Annotated in this window: 18 protein-coding genes and 1 pseudogene; 8 read left to right on the top strand and 11 right to left on the bottom strand. The window is 66.2% G+C overall.

The features are described from left to right. Positions 1-379 precede the first annotated feature (379 nt). Positions 380-1,204 (top strand): glycosyltransferase family 2 protein, encoded by an 825-nt coding sequence (locus tag MUN23_RS08850; RefSeq protein WP_058930661.1) that lies wholly within the window; start codon positions 380-382, stop codon positions 1,202-1,204. Beyond that, entirely contained in the window at positions 1,197-2,195 is a 999-nt protein-coding gene (locus tag MUN23_RS08855; RefSeq protein ID WP_248763457.1) for a glycosyltransferase, read from the top strand. Before MUN23_RS08850 ends, MUN23_RS08855 begins: the two co-directional genes overlap by 8 nt. Before the next feature lie 26 nt (positions 2,196-2,221). Here the strand turns inward: MUN23_RS08855 and MUN23_RS08860 are convergent, their stop codons facing one another. From MUN23_RS08860 to MUN23_RS08870, 3 genes are all read right to left on the bottom strand, one after another. Further along, positions 2,222-2,857, bottom strand: a complete 636-nt coding sequence (locus MUN23_RS08860; protein ID WP_248763458.1) for a NeuD/PglB/VioB family sugar acetyltransferase — start codon at positions 2,855-2,857, stop codon at positions 2,222-2,224. Continuing rightward, positions 2,854-4,017, bottom strand: a complete 1,164-nt coding sequence (locus MUN23_RS08865) for a DegT/DnrJ/EryC1/StrS aminotransferase family protein (protein WP_248763459.1) — start codon at positions 4,015-4,017, stop codon at positions 2,854-2,856. The genes MUN23_RS08860 and MUN23_RS08865 overlap by 4 nt, the downstream gene beginning before the upstream one ends. Positions 4,018-4,261: 244 nt before the next feature. Then, the gene (locus MUN23_RS08870; protein ID WP_371876003.1) at positions 4,262-7,018 is read right to left on the bottom strand and encodes an AAA family ATPase; all 2,757 of its coding nucleotides are present in this window, start codon (positions 7,016-7,018) and stop codon (positions 4,262-4,264) included. 364 nt (positions 7,019-7,382) lie between these two features. Between MUN23_RS08870 and rpsF the strand changes: the two genes are divergently transcribed. The 4 genes from rpsF to rplI all read left to right on the top strand — a co-directional run bounded on the left by rpsF (position 7,383) and on the right by rplI (position 9,181). Beyond that, on the top strand, positions 7,383-7,688 hold the full coding sequence (rpsF, locus tag MUN23_RS08875) for a 30S ribosomal protein S6 (protein WP_011693941.1): 306 nt from the start codon (positions 7,383-7,385) through the stop codon (positions 7,686-7,688). 73 nt (positions 7,689-7,761) lie between these two features. After that, positions 7,762-8,343: a single-stranded DNA-binding protein gene (locus tag MUN23_RS08880; RefSeq protein ID WP_056341689.1), complete on the top strand. Its 582-nt coding sequence runs from the start codon at positions 7,762-7,764 to the stop codon at positions 8,341-8,343. Positions 8,344-8,471: 128 nt separating this feature from the next. Continuing rightward, complete coding sequence (gene rpsR, locus MUN23_RS08885) at positions 8,472-8,711, top strand: 30S ribosomal protein S18 (RefSeq protein ID WP_003800144.1); 240 nt, start codon at positions 8,472-8,474, stop codon at positions 8,709-8,711. A 17-nt stretch (positions 8,712-8,728) separates the two neighbouring features. Continuing rightward, entirely contained in the window at positions 8,729-9,181 is a 453-nt protein-coding gene (gene rplI, locus MUN23_RS08890) for a 50S ribosomal protein L9 (RefSeq protein ID WP_056341694.1), read from the top strand. 150 nt (positions 9,182-9,331) lie between these two features. On the opposite strand, the pseudogene MUN23_RS08895 reads toward rplI, so the two are convergent. From MUN23_RS08895 to MUN23_RS08930, 8 genes and pseudogenes are all read right to left on the bottom strand, one after another. After that, a pseudogene (locus MUN23_RS08895) lies at positions 9,332-9,755 on the bottom strand (DUF1801 domain-containing protein). A gap of 106 nt (positions 9,756-9,861) precedes the next feature. Continuing rightward, the gene (locus MUN23_RS08900; RefSeq protein WP_248763461.1) at positions 9,862-10,914 is read right to left on the bottom strand and encodes a hypothetical protein; all 1,053 of its coding nucleotides are present in this window, start codon (positions 10,912-10,914) and stop codon (positions 9,862-9,864) included. Continuing rightward, on the bottom strand, positions 10,911-11,129 hold the full coding sequence (locus MUN23_RS08905) for a hypothetical protein (protein WP_248763462.1): 219 nt from the start codon (positions 11,127-11,129) through the stop codon (positions 10,911-10,913). Before MUN23_RS08905 ends, MUN23_RS08900 begins: the two co-directional genes overlap by 4 nt. After that, positions 11,126-11,467, bottom strand: coding sequence for a hypothetical protein (locus tag MUN23_RS08910; protein WP_248763463.1), 342 nt, complete (start codon positions 11,465-11,467; stop codon positions 11,126-11,128). The genes MUN23_RS08905 and MUN23_RS08910 overlap by 4 nt, the downstream gene beginning before the upstream one ends. Continuing rightward, entirely contained in the window at positions 11,464-13,242 is a 1,779-nt protein-coding gene (locus tag MUN23_RS08915; RefSeq protein ID WP_248763464.1) for a glycosyltransferase, read from the bottom strand. The genes MUN23_RS08910 and MUN23_RS08915 overlap by 4 nt, the downstream gene beginning before the upstream one ends. Positions 13,243-13,250: 8 nt before the next feature. After that, on the bottom strand, positions 13,251-14,534 hold the full coding sequence (locus MUN23_RS08920) for a lipopolysaccharide biosynthesis protein (protein ID WP_248763465.1): 1,284 nt from the start codon (positions 14,532-14,534) through the stop codon (positions 13,251-13,253). Beyond that, positions 14,524-15,354, bottom strand: a complete 831-nt coding sequence (locus MUN23_RS08925) for a glycosyltransferase (RefSeq protein WP_248763466.1) — start codon at positions 15,352-15,354, stop codon at positions 14,524-14,526. The genes MUN23_RS08920 and MUN23_RS08925 overlap by 11 nt, the downstream gene beginning before the upstream one ends. A gap of 1 nt (position 15,355) precedes the next feature. Next, on the bottom strand, positions 15,356-16,447 hold the full coding sequence (locus tag MUN23_RS08930; protein ID WP_248763467.1) for a hypothetical protein: 1,092 nt from the start codon (positions 16,445-16,447) through the stop codon (positions 15,356-15,358). A gap of 452 nt (positions 16,448-16,899) precedes the next feature. On the opposite strand from MUN23_RS08930, the gene MUN23_RS08935 reads away from it, so the two are divergent. Both MUN23_RS08935 and MUN23_RS08940 read left to right on the top strand, forming a co-directional pair. Next, positions 16,900-17,526, top strand: coding sequence for a CE1759 family FMN reductase (locus MUN23_RS08935; RefSeq protein ID WP_056341725.1), 627 nt, complete (start codon positions 16,900-16,902; stop codon positions 17,524-17,526). Positions 17,527-17,630: 104 nt separating this feature from the next. Beyond that, the gene (locus tag MUN23_RS08940) at positions 17,631-18,011 is read left to right on the top strand and encodes a zf-TFIIB domain-containing protein (protein ID WP_248764036.1); all 381 of its coding nucleotides are present in this window, start codon (positions 17,631-17,633) and stop codon (positions 18,009-18,011) included. The last annotated feature ends 26 nt before the right edge of the window (positions 18,012-18,037 follow it).

An 18,037-nucleotide genomic window follows, 5' to 3' on the forward strand; every position in this document is an offset into this window, starting at 1 on the left:
CCTAGGCACCAAGCGTAGGAGCGCCCAATGAGGCCGCACAATGACAGCCCTGTACCTAATAATTACTGTGTTCTCAATACCCCATACCTAAAGAATTCACCCCATGGTAAATCCCTGTACTTACGAACAGTCAGCGGGAGCGCTCTTAAAAGCGAGTACTGACTACTCGTGATAGCTCCTGGAGCGCAACGTAGGCTCTTTTCACGGCCAGAGTCAATGGCAATGAATGAGAGCTGGGCCAGAGACCAGACCCATGACCGGATGAAGCGCTAGTGCCGCGCCCGACTTCCGAGCCGAGCGCGGAGTTGACTAAATCCGCAAGCGTCATGAAGTGGTGAGGCATTTGTCTATTTCAACCCAGCTCCCAATAACATTCCCGATGCTGGCCTTCGAAGCTCCGAGGGCGTCAGTCAGTGTCGTCATTCCCACCCTGAACGAGGCGAGGAATATCCCGTGGGTTCTTCGCCGGATTCCCTCGTATGTGGACGAGGTTGTCATCGTGGACGGCCGTTCCACGGACAACACGGTGGGAGTAGCCCGCGCTATCCGTGACAACCTTGTCATCGTCGATGAGCAGCGCAAGGGTAAGGGCGTGGCCCTCCGTTCGGGTTTTGCCGCAGCCTCAGGGGACATCATTGTCATGCTGGATGCGGATGGCAGCATGGATCCGCAGGAGATCGGCTGGTTCGTTGCCCCGCTTCAGCACGATTTCGACTTCGTTAAGGGCTCGCGCCATGTCACGGGCGGAGGATCCGAAGACCTGACCCGGCTGAGGAAGGCCGGCAACCGCGCCCTGACCGGATTGGCCAATGCGGTCCTGCATAGCAACTACTCTGACCTTTGCTATGGATATATTGCGTTTCGGAGGGAATGCCTGGAGATCCTTCAGCTGGAATCGGACGGCTTCGAAATTGAGACCGAGCTGATTGTCCGGGCGGCAAAGGCCGGTCTGCGCATTGCCGAAGTTCCCAGCCTGGAGCTGGACCGGATCTCCGGCGCGTCGAACCTGCAGACGTTCCGTGACGGCTGGCGGGTACTGGGAACGCTGGCGCGCGAATGCACCATGTGGGAGGCGCCCACCGCAGGGGCCAGACCTGAAGCCCTCCGCCGGGTGAAATATACCTACGCAAATGTCAGCGTCCCGCGGACGCCTATGGACCCCCAAACGGTCCTCTCCGCGGCTCGGGGTGGCCAGCATGTTTAGCCTTAACCCGCCGCCGACGGCCTCTATTGTCATTTGTACCTTCACCGCGAAGCGTTGGGACCTGCTACTGGATGTCATCGAGTCCGTCCGGGCCCAAACGGTCGCGCCCCAGGAGGTCCTGGTGGTCATTGACCACAACGAGGCTCTGTATGAGCGGCTCATCGAGATCGTGGACAACGTGACGGTAGTGGAGAGCTCCGGCCCCCCGGGGCTCTCAGGCGCACGAAATACCGGGGTGGGCCTGGCAGATTCCGACGTCGTGGCTTTCTTGGACGACGACGCCGAAGCCGCGCCGGACTGGCTGGAGCGGCTGCTTGCCCTTTATGACGATCCTGATGTCCTGGCCGTCGGCGGCCGCGTGGAACCGGTGTGGGAAACGGGCCGTCCGGGCTACTTCGGTGAAGAGCTCGACTGGATCGTAGGATGCAGCCACCGCGGAATGCCCAAGGTGGCCTCCGAGGTCCGGAACGTCATCGGCGCAAACATGTCCTTCAGGCTCGAAGTCCTGCGGCAGGTTGGCGGCTTCAACGTCTCCCTCGGCCGGCAGGGCACGAAACCGCTCGGGTGCGAGGAGACCGAAATTTGCATCCGCTCCAAGATGGGCGCGCCTGGGTCACGGATCGTCTACGAGCCGGCCGCTCTGGTTCGTCACCACGTCCCTGCCGACAGGGGAACCATCCCCTACATGTTGTCGCGTTCCTGGTCCGAAGGTATCTCCAAAGCCCAGGTCAGCCAGATGGTTGGCCACAAGCGGGCACTCGGCCCTGAGCGGCGATACGTGCGCAGCGTACTGCCACGGGCCGTTTTTTCCGGGATTCGTGATTGGGGCCGGGGATCAGACCCCCAGGGCTTGGGTCGCGCGGGTGCGGTGATGGCCGTTCTGGCGTGCACTGCCGCTGGCTATCTGCGAGGGCGCCGGATCGCGCATATCGAGGGCCGCGCATCGGCCGGGACAGCGCTCGTAGGCACACCATGGAGGGAGGTCCAGTGAGCGAACGCGTCGACGAACTCCCTGCCTCATTCCTGATCGATAGGGTGGGCTGGGACGCCGACCCAAGTTTCGCCGTCGGGTACGTTGCTCAACACTGCCGCCCCATTTCCAACGGTCGCGTAGGACCCCACTGAAGTCCGTGCACGTACGCTGGAATTCAGTCCCAGGTAGGCCGCCCGGCCGATCCGGACTCCGCCGCCCAGCGACACACCGGCCGCGAACGTCGCGAAGTCCGCCACGTCGTCGTCGTGCGTGAAAGTCACGGACGGCATGGCCACAACATGCGCCCCAAGCGTGACCGAAGCCGTCAGCGTCACATTCCGCAGCATGATGCTGCCCCGGCCGATCCGGCAACCCTCGGGGCACTCCACGGAGGGGTCGATCGCAGTGGCGTACCGGGCATCGCGCACGCCCTGGGCCGCCAGCCGTTCCACCACGGCTTCCCGGGATTTTCCCGAGGCCAGGCATACCAGCACCAGTGCGTGCGTGAACTTGGAGGCGTCGTCAATGGTCCCCAGCACCGGCGCGCCGTCCACGGTGACGCCTGCCATTTCCTTGTCGTCGTCGAGCATCCCGACGACGTCGTACTGCCCGCTGGCGCGGACCATGGTCAGGACCTCCCGGGCCAGCCCGCTTGCTGCGATCAGCACGAGTTCGCTCACCGGCGTACACCGGCGGCCGCCCGTACGCTGTTCATGACCCGGTTCAGGCCCACGTTATCTAGACCGTGGAAAATCGGGAGAACCAGGGTCCGGTCCGTTAGCCGTTCGGTGTTCTGGAGCCCTACGTTGCCAGTTTGGCGCCACCGGTAGGCAGGCTGCCGGTGAGCCGCCATGGCGCCGCGGTGCGCCGAAATTCCGGCATCGGCCAGGCGGGCCAGGAGCCCTTCGCGGTCAATGGCGAAATTCGGGAGGACTTCGACCCAAAAGGACTGGAAGTTGGCCGTCCCGTATGGTGGGTCGGCCACAAACCGCAGACCGGCCAGGCCGGAAAGCCCTGCCTCATACTTCGCGGCGATCTCCCGGCGGCGAGCCACTATCTCGCCCAGCCGGCCCAGCTGCACGATGCCGACGGTGGCCTGCAGATCCGTCATCTGGTAGTCGAAGCCGACCTCGACGTACACCTCCGGCGCGGCAATGCGGGGTCCGCGACGGTCCGCCGCCGGCACGTTCAGGGAGTGGCCGCGGAGGCTCCGAGCCCGTGCCGCCCAGTCGGCCCGGTGGGTTGTCAGCATCCCGCCCTCACCAGTGGTCAGCACATTGTCCTGGTGGAACGACCACACGGAAATGTCGGCCCCCGTGCCCACGGGCCTGCCCTTGTATTCCGAGCCAACGGCGCAGCCGGCGTCTTCGATCACAGTGATTTCGTGACGGTCGCACAGTTCGCGGACGGGGTCCAGGTCAACGGGGACGCCGGACTGGTCCACCACGATCACCGCTCGCGTGTCCAGGGTCAATGCCGCCCGGACCGTTGCCGCAGTCACAGTCCCGGTGGCGGGGTCCACGTCGCAGAAAACCGGCCGTGCCCCGATATACGTCACTGCATTCGCCGTGGCGATGAAGGCCAGCGACGGCACCACCACGTCATCGCCGGGACCGATGCCGGCCACTATCAGCGCCAAGTGCAGTGCGGTGGTACTGCTGGAGGTTGCGACGGCGTGGCGCACTTCTTGAGAGGCGCTGAACCTCGCCTCGAACTCCCTGACCTTGGGCCCTTGCGAGAGCAGACCGGAGGCCAGGACGTCCGCCACGGCTCGGGCTTCTTTGTCGCCGAGCCAGGGTTCCATGACGTTGATGCGGGCAAGGACGGTTTCCGCAGTCACCGTGCACCGGCCTTCCTGGTGGCCGTTCTCATGTCCGAGTCCTTTCCCACGTGTAGCTCCGGGATGTGCATTGCCTATTGCAAAATTAGTCCGTTCCGTCCCGTTCCGGTGCGGAACGGAGGCGGTACTGCGGGCGCCGACCGGGAACAGTGCGGGAACTGCGGGTACCTGCAACGCCAGCGCCTGAGCCGGGGCCCGGCGGCGGGGCGCACCCCAGCCGGAAGCGCGCCGCCCGGCTACTGTCCTAGACGGCAGGAAGGACGAACGGCTCCTTAGCCAGGGCGGCTTCCTTGCCGGCCGCAAGGGCCGTCAGCTGGGCTCGTGATTCGACTCCGAGCTTCCTGTAAATCGCAGTCAGGCGCACCTCCACGGTACGGACGGACACATAGAGGGTGGCCGCGATTTCCTTGTTCCGCATCCCGCGGGCCACCATTCGGGCCAGCACGCGTTCGTGGTCTGCAAGCATCAGCATCGCCGGATTGTCGGACGTGCCGGCTGGTTCCACCCGCTCGTCGAGCAGCAGCGAGTCCACGTGCTGGGCCCAGGCATGGGCACCCGCTTCGTCGAACATCACCTTGGCACGAAGCAGACCGTCCCGGGCGCTCCGAATGCGGCCGAAGGCGTTGAGGCGTTCGGAGTAGCAGAGCAGTGTCCTGGCGCGTTCCAGCAGGGACTCTTGGGCGTTCCTGTTTGCAAGTGCATCATTGAACATCTGGAGGGACTGCTCGCCGTCAGCCAGCATCGCCCGGCTCCGGGCAACCGCCATCATGAGCCAGGGCGAACGCAGGCCCACCGCCCGGCTTTCCAAGTGCCACAGCGCCTGGGCGGCTTCCCTGTGCCTGCCCAGCCTGACCAGGACTTCCACCAGATCGGCCTCACAGCGCAGCAGAGTCGGGTTGCTGAAGGCCTGGCCGATCTCCGCTGCCCGGGACAGCTGCGCGAAGGACTCGGCGAGATTTCCGCGCATGAGGGCAAAATGCCCCTGGCACGCGGCCAGTTGCGCCGTGATGGCCGGGTGGCTTTCCGCCCCGGAGAAGTGCTGTGCGTCTGTTGCGTAGGCGTGGGCGAGTTCCTCGTTTCCGAGCGCATTGGCCCGCCAGACCCGGAAGACGTGCCGCATTCCACGGTGGTATTTGGTTTCCGGTTCAGCCAGTTCAAGGTCCTCGATCAGTTTCACGGCTTTCCGGACGTTGCCGGCACGGATTTCGTTGTCCACAGCAAAGAAATTGGCGGTTTCCCGCCAATTGACCGTATTGGCCTCCAGAACGTTCCGCACCCGGGCAAAGGCCTCCTGGGCGGCAGCATGGTGTTCGGCATAGGCCAGCGCGCGGCCCTGTACCAGAAGAGCCGCCACCGTTTCGTTCCCGCCGTCGGGCTTGCGGCTGAACTGTCCGGACTTCCCGCTGATCACCTCGATGAGTCGCCGGGCGCTCTCCGCCAGCGCCAGGCAGTCGGGGGAGGCATGGTCCAGGTACTTCTCGGCGTACTGCACCAGGCCGGTGGCATCCTCAAGCTCCCAACGGTCCGCGTAGTACAGCGCACCGGCCACGAGCAGGCGGGCTGCAAATGCCGGATCATGCTGTCCGAGTTCCTTCACCAGCCGGAGCACCATGCTGGAGCGCACGGCGCCGCCCTGGATGAACTGGATCTCGAAGGCGAGGCCCGTCAGTCGAAGGACCAAGGCAGGGTTCCGCGTCACCCGCTGGGCCCAGTCCAGGTAGCGCTTGGCGTAGACGAACTCACCCCTGTTCAACAGCAGTTCGGCCACCGTGGTGAGCCTGGCGGTGGTCTCCGCTTCCCAGGGGTTGATGGTCAGGGCCCGTTCAATGTACTCGACGGCGAAGGGCACCTCGCCGCTTCGGATCAGGTCAACGGCAAACCGGAGCAGGCCAAACGGAGTCTGCCGCTCCAAAGCGGTAAAACTCAGATGCCAGCGGTGGGCATAGGGATCCGCGGGCTCCGCCGCGGCCGCCATGGCACGGTGGCTGGCGGTCCGCGTTGCCGGTGTCATGGCAGCATAAACATAGCCCCGGAGCAGCTGGTCCTGGATCCTCAGGTGTGGTCCGGACCTGTTGACCATGCCATTTGCCAGCAGTTCGTCGATCCCGCCCCACAGTTGGTCGTATGCCCGTTCCAAGGTGGCGATATCGCTGCGGCAGGACAGCGAGAGGAGGTCCAGGACCTGCCTCGCACCTGGCGAGAGCCCGCCCACGGTGGCGGCGAACTCGGCCTCGAAGCTGCCTTTGCCGGGGAGCGGGACGGGGAGTGCGTATTTTCCCTCGGCCTGGCGTTCCAGCAGCAGCCCAAAAAGCTCGACGGCGGCGAGCGGGTTCCCCTGGGTGGCCGCGGCAACTGCGTGGACCGCCGCTGTCGCGGTCTGCCGAGCCGGAATGGACTCCAACATGCGGACCGTGTCGTTGTAGCTCAGCGGCGCCAGCTGGAGGGCGGGCAGGGAGGCGAAGGGACTTTCGGCAGTCTCTTCCCGCACGCTCATAAACAGTGCCATGTCCGTCCCGGTCAGCCGGCGTGCCAGGTAGCCGATCACGGCCTGGCTGCTGGGGTCCAGCTGGTCGGCATCATCGATGACGATGACCGTCCGGGATGACGAGCGCTGGTGCAGCCCGTTGAGCAGCATGGTGGAGACAGTGGGGACGTTCATGGCGCCGCTGGAATCGCGCAGCAGTTCATCGGCGAAACGATTAAGGACGGGGTCGTCGATGCCGGTGAGGAGCGCGGTAAGGCCGGAGAGCGGCCAGTCGGACTCGGACACGCTCGCGGTGAGAAAAACGGTCCGAAAGTCGGAAAGGCGGGGAATCTCGGACAGGAGGGCGGATTTGCCCATCCCACGCCGGCCCACCACCTTGAGTGCTGAATCTTTAGGACCCCGGATTACGGAGAGTATCCGGTCCAATTCCCTGCTTCTGCCTATTAACGACATGTGGTCCCCATCCATCGAAGAAGGAGACCGAACTGCTTGCTCTATGCAAAATCCTGGGTCCATCCAGCCGCTTGCGCGACACGCGGACCGGCTTTCCTGGCCGCGTCATTGCGTCCAGCACGGTACCCAGCCGTTCTTGCAAATATAGCCCTGTTCCGCGGCGGGCACCAGAGAGACTTTTTCCTCAAGCGCGGAGCCTGTTTCCCGGGTTATCCACATAGCCCGCCGGACGCTTCCGGCGGCGCGCGCGCTGCGCGTAGCCTTGAGTCAAGCGCGAATCGCCTATCCGGTCCAAATGCACTAAGATATTGAAGTCTGTGCTGCGCCCTGCCTCCGTTCTGTTGGTCGGGCATCGCACGGCATCGCAAATGAACCTCCTGTTACGGAAATGCCGTAACCGCTTAGCCCAAAGGAGGTGGGTTCACATATGCGTCCTTACGAATTGATGGTAATCATCGACCCCGAGGTCGAAGAGCGTACCGTTGAGCCGTCGCTTCAGAAGTTCCTGAACGTCATCACCAACGATGGTGGAACCATCGAAAAGGTTGACATCTGGGGCCGTCGTCGACTGGCTTACGAAATCAAGAAGAAGTCCGAAGGTATCTACGCCGTGGTGAACTTCACCGCCAAGCCGGACACCGCCAAGGAACTTGACCGCCAGCTGTCTCTTAACGAGACCATCATGCGCACCAAGATCACCCGCCCCGAAGAGCAGAAGGTTGTTGCTGAGTAATTTCAGCTCCCATTTTCATTCTTTACCCCGCAGGATCGAATTCTTCACCCAGGATCGAACAAGGAGGCAGTAGATGGCAGGCGAAACCACTATTACGGTCATCGGTAATCTCACCAGTGACCCGGAATTGCGGTTCACACCGTCAGGTTCGGCAGTCGCGAACTTCACCATCGCTTCCACCCCGCGCACCTTTGACCGCCAGTCCAATGAGTGGAAGGACGGGGAAACCCTGTTCCTCCGCGCAGCGGTTTGGCGTGAAGCAGCCGAGAACGTCGCCGAGTCCCTCACCAAGGGCATGCGCGTGATCGTTTCCGGCCGTTTGAAGAGCCGTTCCTACGAAACAAAAGAAGGCGAAAAGCGCACCGTTATCGAGCTCGAAGTCGACGAAATCGGCCCGAGCCTGCGTTACGCCAATGCCAAGGTCAACCGCACCCAGCGCTCAGGCGGTCAGGGTGGTCAGGGCGGCTTCGGCGGCGGCAACAGCGGCGGTGGCTTCGGAGGCGGCAACACTGGTGGAAACCAGGGCGGCAACTCCGGTGGAAGCTTCGGTGGCGGCAACCAGCCGGCTGCACAGGAGGATCCCTGGGCGACGCCCGGTGTCTCCAATGCAGGTGGTGGCTGGGGCAACGGCCCCGATTCCGAACCTCCCTTCTAAACCAATCATTTAGGCCCGACGCCGGGACCGCCGAAAGTGCCGCAAGGCACCTGACGTGGCTGCCGCCGTCGGACCACCACCATCCCGTGGATCAACATCCACGGGCTCCATAGAATAGGAGCTCCACGATGGCTAAGGCTGAACTCCGTAAGCCCAAACCAAAGTCCAACCCCTTGAAGGCCGCTGACATCACTGTCATCGACTACAAGGACGTAGCATTGCTGCGCAAGTTCATCTCCGACCGCGGAAAGATCCGCGCCCGTCGCGTCACTGGCGTCACGGTGCAGGAACAGCGCAAGATCGCCCAGGCAATCAAGAACGCCCGCGAAGTTGCACTGCTGCCCTACTCCGGCGCTGGCCGCGGCTAAGGAAGGGACTGACTAACATGGCAAAGCTCATTCTGACCCACGAAGTAACCGGTCTCGGTGCCGCTGGCGACGTTGTCGAGGTCAAGGACGGTTACGCACGTAACTACCTGCTGCCCCGCAACTTCGCCCTGACCTGGTCGAAGGGTGGCGAGAAGCAGGTTGAGTCCATCAAGACTGCCCGCGCCGCCCGCGAGCACGCTTCCCTGGAAGACGCTCAGAAGCAGGCCGCTGCACTCTCCGCCAAGCCGGTCAAGCTCGTCGTCAAGGCTGGCGAGACCGGACGCCTGTTCGGCACCGTCAAGCAGGCCGACGTAGCCGACGCTGTTGAGGCCGCTGGCCTTGGCAAAATCGACAAGCGCAAGGTTGAACTGCCGGCACACATCAAGTCGGTTGGTTCCTACCAGGCCAACGTCCGCCTTCACGCTGACGTTGCCGCTGTGATCGAACTCAACGTAGTCGCAGGCAAGTAGCCTTTTCCGGTTACGCAGCCTCAAACTGCACAAAAACCCCCGTTGCCGTCACCGGCGGCGGGGTTTTTTGTGCCCTGCGCTGCGCCGACATGGCACTTGGCGGCAGTGTCGCTGCCCGGGACTGCGGTTACGTGCCATCTCGCGCGTCAGTCAGGGGCTGTGAAGGGCCGTGGTCACGTGCCTGTAGCCCGCCTTGATCAGCTCGGCCAACACTGCCTGGTCCACGTCCTCGAGCCTGTTCACGTACAGGCACCCCGCGCCGGTCTTGTGCTTCCCGAGCCGGGGCAGCAGTTCCGCAGCCTCGGGCCCGTACATCAGCCCGTAGAGCGAGAGGCTTGCCTTCCGGGGTGAAAAGCCCACCGCCGCCGCATCCCCTTCCCTGCCGCTCTCGTATTTGTAGTGATACCGCCCAAAGCCCACGATGGTCGGCCCCCCACATCTCGGGCTCTTTGCCGGTGATCTCCCTCATGAGCGCCAGCAGCCGCAGGCCATCACGGTGCCTGACAGGGTCCTCGACTGCGGCCAGGAATTCGTCCACTGAGGCGCCGGTTGCCTGGGTCTTGTTTTCAGCCATGACGGAAGTCTCGCAGAGCCCAGGTCACTTGTCAGCCGCGCCGGTCCGGGTGGTAGCCAGCGGCGGTGAGCCAGAATACTCCCTCGTGCGCTGACACCGGTACGGCTCAGCCACCGTCCGGACGCCAGTACCGCAGCCCGCCGCTGGTGGTGCCGTCGCGGGCGACGTCGACCACGGCGTACGGGAACGCCCGCCGGTCCGACTGGTCAGGTCCGCGACCGCGGACGTCCGAACACCACGTGCCGGTATTGACGTACCGGGTGGGGCACGCCTCGAGCGCCGCCTCGAGGGCCCGGTGGGTGTGGCCCGAGACGTACCAGGCCACTCCGGAACCGTGCGCCTCGAGGGTACGTGCGAACCGGCCCGCTGCAGCAGGAGCCTTCTCGCCGGTGACTCTGCGCCCGGTGGCCGAGAGCACCATGCGAGTCGCGGCGACCGGGAGCGCCGACACCGTCCGGAACCGGGACAGGCGCGCCAGGTCCCGAACGGCCACGCCGTCGAGCACGAGCCGCAGTGACTCGGTCTGCAACAGCTCGTCGTAAGCGAGCTCCCGGACGCGGCGTTCCGCCCGCTCGGACGCCAGGCAGGCCCGGGCAACGGCCCCGGCACGGCTCAGGTGCGACCTCGACGGTTGGGCGTTCCAGGCGGCGAGCGGGGGTAGGTTCAGCTCGTCGGTGCCGTTGACCGCCGCGCGGAGCAACTCGGGCATCCGGTGCAGCGCGTGGTGCTGGTGCCCGTGCTCGGCCACGAGCACGTGGGGCACGTGCAGGAACCACGGGTGCACCCGGACCCGCGTGGGCTCGGCGGGTGACAGCAGCGCCGACAGGCGGGCGGCAACCGAGGGCCGGGCCAACTCCACGTCGTGGTTGCCGCACACGAAGTGCAGCTGCACGCCGCGCGCCGCACACGCCTTCAGCGCCCGGAAAGTGTCGAGGTGGCGGGCGAGGATGGACTCGAGCCGGGCCAGGCTCTCGTCCTCGGCGAACCCGACCAGCTCGAACGTGTCACCGACGAAGGCGACATGCTGCTGCGGACCTGAGGCTGCCAGCACTTCGCGGTGCAGGAACTCGGGCAGCACTCTGCCGGGGCACCGGGGGTCGTCGTCCGACACGCCCAGGTGGAGGTCGCTAAGGAGCCACCACCGCGCAGCGTGGCTCACACGAGTAGTCCCAGCACTCGTGGAAGGAAGAGGAGCAGGTACATCGTCCACATGACGGCGACGACCCAGTGGCTCACAGTTAGGCCGAGGAGCCCCGGGCGTGTGGGCTGCCCGGTGTCTGGTCCGGCGGCGCGTCGGACCTCGAGCGCGATGAGGGTGATGAGCAGGGCGGCAGCCGCGAGCAGTCCCGCCAGGTCAATCATGACGTCGATCATGACGCCGCCTCCTGTCGTGCGCGTGCCATGCACGCGAGGATGGTGATAACGCCCATCGTGACGACGCACGCCTGCCAGGACCACACAGCGAGGTAGAACATCGCCGTGGACACCGCCGTGAGCGTGGCGAGGCCGAGCGCCAGGACGAGCAGCACGCCGAGCGCGAGGTCGGTCACCTGCATGAGTCGGGCCAGTGCCTGCCCCGGGAGCAGGACCAGGACCGCTATCGCGGCGACCGTCTGCAGCGGTGTCGGCAGCCCGACGAGTGTCACCACCGACAGCGCGACGGCCGCGAGACCGAGCGCCACGGTGAGCCGGCTGACGCCCCCGCCGCTCATGGCGTCACCCGGTACACGCGTGCGTCGACGTTGCTGAACGCGAGCTCCACGCCGTCCTGCACGCTCAGCCACTTCTCCAGCTCGGCGAAGCCGCCCGCGCTGCTGGCGCCCTGCACCACGAGACTCGCCTCCGACGAGCGCGTGAGCAACACGACGGCACCGCCAGGGCTGTGTCGGGCGTAGTCGTAAACAAGTGGGCCGCACGTCGCCGTCGACAAGTCGGACCGGCACATGTCGTCGATCGTTCGGGCCCGGTGTTCGAGGTAGGCCTCGCTGCGCCACGGCGTCGGGTGGGCAGCCGAGATGATCGTTGAGCCGGGGGGCGCGAGACGCTGCACGGCGGCGACGGCGGCGATCTCATCATCGGTGAAGACGTCATACTGGGCGTTCCCGAACCGGCCCGTCACGGTCAGCACGGCCAGCAGGAAGCAGGTGAGCGCAAGCCCCCCCGCGGCGCGGGAGGAGGGGCGTGTGCTGCCCTCCGTGGGAAGCAGGACCGAGCACGCCTGCATGGCGATGAAGGGCAGCGCGAACAGCGAGACGCGGATGAGCATCTCCCCGCCGTACAACTGCGCGGGGAAGAGCAGCAGTGGGGTGGTGGCCAGGAGGACCACCCGGATGTCGAGACGTCCTCTGCGCCAGTCGCGCACCGCCCCCGCCGCGGCAAGCGCCCACAGCACGAGGGTGAGAACGATCCGGACCTGCACCACCAGCACGTGCCCAGCGGTCCCGTCGAGGCGGTCGATGACGTTCGCCTCGGTCGCGGCCTGCAGTCCTGCTTCCGCCAGGGGTGGGTTCCCGATGAGGTATGCACTCGCGGGGTAGGCGAGCCACAGCGTCAGCACGACTACGGCGATCAGGGGCAGCCGGCTGGGCCAGACACGTCCGCTCAGGGTGAGCGCGGTGATGGCGATAAGCACCATGAACGGCGTCAGCTGATGGCTCGCGCAGATGACCGTGACGAGCAGTAGGGTCACCACGAGCGCACTCACCCGGTGCCCCGACCGGGGCTCGGCGGGTGACCGCCCTTGCCACCACGCCACCAGGTCGGCGCGTCGGTAGCCGCGGATCTCGGGAGCCCGCGCGGCCAACGGGCCGACGAGCAGCGCGACCACGACGAGGTACAGGAAGAAGCCGAACGCCTGGGGAGACAGGTAGTCCTGGTCCTGCCAGCTGCCGAGGCAGAAGACCCAGAGCACGAGCCAGCGCCGTCGCGGATCGCGCGTCAGGTAGCCGGTCAGCACGCCCAGGGCAGCGAGCCACAGACCCATGTTGAGCACCGGTGCCCACAGGGCAACGGCCACCGGGTCAAGACCGGTCGCCCGGAGCAGCGTCGCCAGGAGCGCGAAGAAACCCGGCCAGTTGAAGTACCCGTCGATGTCCGGGTCGATCCCCTGGGTGCGCGAGAGGGCGTCGGCGACGCCGAGGTGACGGAACGCGACCTCACCCCGCGGTACGTCCGTCACGAAGGCTGCGGTCCCGAAGAGCACAAGCACGAGCACCACGACGAGCCATATCATGACCGGGCGTCGCGCCGGGCCCGCGGTATCCCCCCGCAGGGCCACGACGAAGGCGACGTTCAGAAGCAGGACCCCCGCCCAGAACGGGTAGGGCAGCACGGCGACGAGCCCCAGATCGCTGTTCACGGGCACGGTCACCGTGGAGGCGGCCCCCACGGCAAGCGCCAGCGACACGACTCCCGCCAGCGCGCACCACACGTCACGGGGCTTCCAGCGTCCCTCCGTGCGGCTGGTCTCATCGAGCGTGCCGGTCATCGTGTGTCTCATCGTGCGTCCTTCCTTACGCGTCGGAGGAGGGCGACCAGCCGGAGGCCGACCGCCGCGGCACCGATGGAGAGCACCACCAGCCACGCAAGGGCCATGGCGCTGGGGCCCCTGTCGGCGGTCCATAGCGCTGCAGCGCAGAGGGCGACTCCGAGCATCACGCCGACCACGATGGCCTCCGTGTAGCGACCGAGGGCCCGGCACATGGCGTTGTAGGCCTGCAGCACCGCGTACGGCACCAGTCCGGCCGCCAACCACCGCAGAGCTCCGGCGGACGCGTCGGCGTACCGCTCCCCCAGCAGGCTGAGCAGCGGGTGGGCGAGGAGGACGAGGACGGCGGCAGCCAGACCTCCTACGACGAGTGACCAACGGAGACTCGCCCAGGTGGTCGACACCAGGCGGGCCGGGTCGCGGACACCCTCGGAGAACTGGACGATGCCCATCAGCATCGGAGCGGAGTAGGCGGCCCAGGCCATCATCCATGCGGGATACCAGTAGGCAGCTGCCTCCGGCGCCACCATGTGCGCGAGCAGGAGCGGCAGCACCAGCCCCGGAGCGCGCTCGGTGAGGGTGAGGAGCTGGTACGGAAGGCCCACCGCCAGCAGTGGACGGCCGCGCGCCGGGCGCAAGGACAATCGCGGCCGGTAGCCGACCAGTCTTCGCAGCTGGACTGCACCGACGACGCACGCCACGGTCGTCCCGAGGGTCCAGCAGGCCATCAGCACGTCGGCGGAGGCGCCATGCGCCCCCCAGTACACGAGTGCTGCAGCCCCGAGTGAGACCCCGCCGCCCAACGCGTACCTCAAGGTCGCGCTGGAACCGCGTCCCAACGCAACGAGCGCCTGGTCCAGCACGATGACCAGGGTGCCGGTGACGGCAGCCACGAGGAACGTGAGCCAGAAGAGAACCGATAGCGAGGCCGTGTCCGGCGTCACGGCCGACTGCAGCACGAGGTAGCCGAGGGCCAGCACGGTGCCGGCGACCCCCACGATGGCGAACGCGGCGTCCAGCACCCGCGCGGGCGGCTCCCCTCGCCCCACCGCGACGATCACGGCCGACCCGGCGCCCAGCACCGCGAGCTGCGTGCAGATCATCACGGCCGCGACGGCGGCCATGGTGAGCCCGACCTCACGGTCGGACGTCGCGCGCGCGGCCACGACCCAGAAGGCGAAACCCGCGCCCGTCTGGGCGGCCTTGCCCACGATGAGGCCGAGCGAGCTGCGCAAGGCGGAGTGCCGGACGGTCGAGCCTGCCCTAACAGTGGTCCCCCGCTCAGCGCTCACGACGCAACCCCTTCGCCAGGCCGGCGTAGTTGTACCAGCAGAAGGCGAAGTAGTAGCGCAGCCACCGAGGCTGGCCCGCGGCGAGGCTCAAAGCGCTGCCCCGGACTGCCGCGGCGAAGGGCAGCAGCGCCAATCTCGCACCGCGCCAGCCGTGCTTGCGGACCATCCGTCCCAGTCCCGTTCCGTCCATGAGGAACTGGTCGAGCGCGAAGTCGAAGTCGTCTGCGGCGAAACGATGTTCGACGACGACCCGGCGTGACACTGCCGTTCGCAGCCCTGACTCCCGCATCCGCCAACGCAGCTCGATGTCCTCTCCCGACTTGAACGAGTCGTCGAAACCCACGCCGAGCATCAGGTCCCGGTCCACGACCGTCGCCACGAGCCCGAACCAGTTGCGGCTGCGGCCGGTGCGATGGTGATGTGCCAGCGCCTGCCCCCAGTAGCCCGGTCCAGCAACACTCTCCAGACCGGCCTGGAGGGCGTCGTAGCCGCCCTCGACGAGCTCCGTGAGCAGGTCGGCAACCCCCGTGGGCCCGAACACGACGTCGGCGTCGACGAGCAGGACCCAACGGGTGCTGCTGCTCTGCACACCGAGCGTTCGAGCCCATGGCAGGCCGCGCCCCTCGTCACTCAGGACCCGGGCACCGGCCGCGAGGGCGAGGTCGACGGTGCGGTCGGTGGAGCATCCGTCCACCACGATGATCTCGGCTACACCTGACTGACGCAGGGCCCCCAGACAGCGCGGGAGCAGGTGCTCGGCGTTGCGGGCCGGAACGACCGCGGTGACGTCGGCAGGGCTGTGACCCTCTGTGTCCCGCACCTCAGGCCTCCTGGTCAAGGACCGACGGTAGCAGCTCCTCGAGATACCGGACGATGTCGTCCGACGCTTCGTCCGCCGTGTACGCGGCGGGCACCTGCAGCAGGTGGCACGGACGTCCGTCGAGTGCCTTGCTCAGCACAACCCCCTTCGCCGCGAAGTGCTCGCGCCACGGGAGGACAGACGTGGCCGCCAGGCCAGTCACTACCCGCTGCGAGAAGCCCGCCATCTCGATGTGGAAATTGCCGATCATGCGGTCGACCATCCACTCGGTCGTCCGCTCGACGATCCGAGACCGGTCGCCCTCGAAGCGCTCGATGTAGATGGCGGCCGCGAGCGGAGCCGAGGTCGTCACTTCTCGTCCCGGGAACGCGGTCCCCGCTTCGACCATGCGGTGCTCCGGTGACCATCGCCGGGAGAAGTCCGCGAGGCGCGGATAACGGATGACGTACGGATGCACCACCGTAGTGAGACGGCCGACGCTCCCCGAGAGCCGTGACGGGACGAGGGGCTTCCGGACACCTTCGAACAGGTGCGGGTAGATGTCCCGGTGGTGCGGCTTGATGAACATCGGCTTCGCGTAGCCGAGCAGCGTGGCGTCCTCGGCGAGGAAGGCCCAGTCGTCACCCATGAACGACCACCCCTCGCGCCGCATCAGCTTGGCGGCGGTGCTCGTCTTACCGGTCCCTCCGGCGGCGGGAAGAGCAATCGCGTGACCCCGGTACGCCATCGTTGCCGCGTGGATCATGCCGGCTCCTCGACCGACCATGGCGACATCGAGAACAGGGACCACGGAGGTCAACAGCTCGCCCGGCCCGTGGATGCGCCACTGCTCTGCGTCTCTCACGATCTGGACCCGATCGGCTTGGAAGCGCACGCTGTTCCCCGTGTACGCGAGCTCGTGCTCGAGCAGACCCGCATCCGGCATAGGCTCCGGCCCGGCGTCGACGACGATGTCGGCCGGCCGTTCGGTGTCGGTGGCGAAACACGCCAACATGCTCTGGAGCTGGGTCGCTGACGGCGCCTGTGCGTCGACGCGGATCGTGATGCGGCCGTGGATGTCGAAGTGCAGTGCCTTGCTCTGCAAGGTGCGCATGGTCGTCTCCTGTCTGGGTGGTCTCGGTCGGATGGTGTCTCGGCCCCGGCGACTAATCCAGCCAGTGCCTCTAGAGGAATTCGAAACCCCCGGCCGAGTGACCCTGCCCGTAAATTGAGCATATGACCAGCCCGGCCAGGTAAACACCAGTACTGAGTACTCGCTTTTTGTATCGCGTCCTACATAGGGAATTTCGTGCTCCCGCCAGAGCTAGGTGTGGAGGGGCGACGCCGAGTGATCTGTTAGGTGCATCGGGGACTTATCCCGTAGGCGCTTTAGGTAGCAGGGGTGCCCGTCCCGCGCATCCCGGAAAACGGAGATGCTCGCGTCATGCCGCCCGGAGTGCAACCGCCGGTGACCTGGCACCGCTGGAATAAACGCGGACAGGCATCGGTTATCTCGATACATGCAAATGCATGTAGCATTGGCTGTACCGAACCTCAGGAGTCCAAGTGGAAACCCGCCGCATCACCGTACTGTCCGCCGGCCTGGGCGTGCCGTCCTCGAGCAGGCTGCTCGCCGACCAGCTGGCCGCTGCAGCAGAGCACCGCCTCGCCGATGCGGGTTTCGAGGTGAAGGTTGAGGTCGTTGAGCTCCGGGATCTCGCGGTGGACATCGCCAACAACTTTGTCACCGGCTATGCGGCCCCTCGCCTGGCGGATGTCATTGCCGGCGTGGAGGCAACCGACGGCATCATTGCTGTTAGCCCGGTGTTCAGCGCCTCCTACAGCGGCCTGTTCAAGTCCTTCATTGACGTCCTGGATCCCAAGTCCCTGGACGGGAAGGCTGTCCTCCTGGGTGCCACGGGCGGCACGGACCGCCACCAGATGGTCCTCGAGTACGCGATGCGCCCGCTGTTCAGCTACCTGCGCACCAGGATGGCCGCTACGGCTGTTTTCGCCGGCCCCCAGGACTGGGGAAACACGGACGACGGCGGCTCGCCCCTCTCGTCGCGGATCGACCGTGCGGCGGCTGAGTTTGCCGCCCTCCTCGCGGAGGATCAGCCCGGCCGCAAGCCGGCGGCACTGGAGTCCCTGCCGTTCGCGCAGCTCCTGGCAGGCATTTCCGGCGGACGCTAAGGCGCGCCGGGTCCGCAAAGTCCGCGCCCGTCGGCAAAGCTCTCCCGTCAGCCCCGGGATCCCGGGTGCTGAACTATCCGGTCTCCCCGGTCGTTGACCGGAACATGAAATGTCCTGTGGATTCAATTGACCTGATCATGAGCGAACGCAGCGGTGTCGAGATCGACTACTGCCCGCAGTGCCGCGGCGTCTGGCTGGACCGCGGTGAGCTGGACAAGATCATCGACCGCGCCAACGACGCTATGAACGGCCGCGCTCCTACGCCGGCGCGCCCGGCGGCCGCGGCCTCTGTCGCTGCTCCGGTTCCGCCCCCGCTGTATCCGAACTTTGAACCCCGCCGCGAGCAGCCGCGGTACGAGCAGCCCCGTTACGACCAGCCGCGCTACGACGACCGGAAGTACGACAAGCCGGGGTATGACCGCGACCACGACCGCCGGCGGCCCAAAAAGAAGGAAGGCTGGCTGGGAGACATCTTCGACTTCTGACAGCCGGACGGCGCACTGTGCCGCGG

This window comes from Pseudarthrobacter sp. SSS035, assembly GCF_023273875.1.
GTDB lineage: Bacteria > Actinomycetota > Actinomycetes > Actinomycetales > Micrococcaceae > Arthrobacter.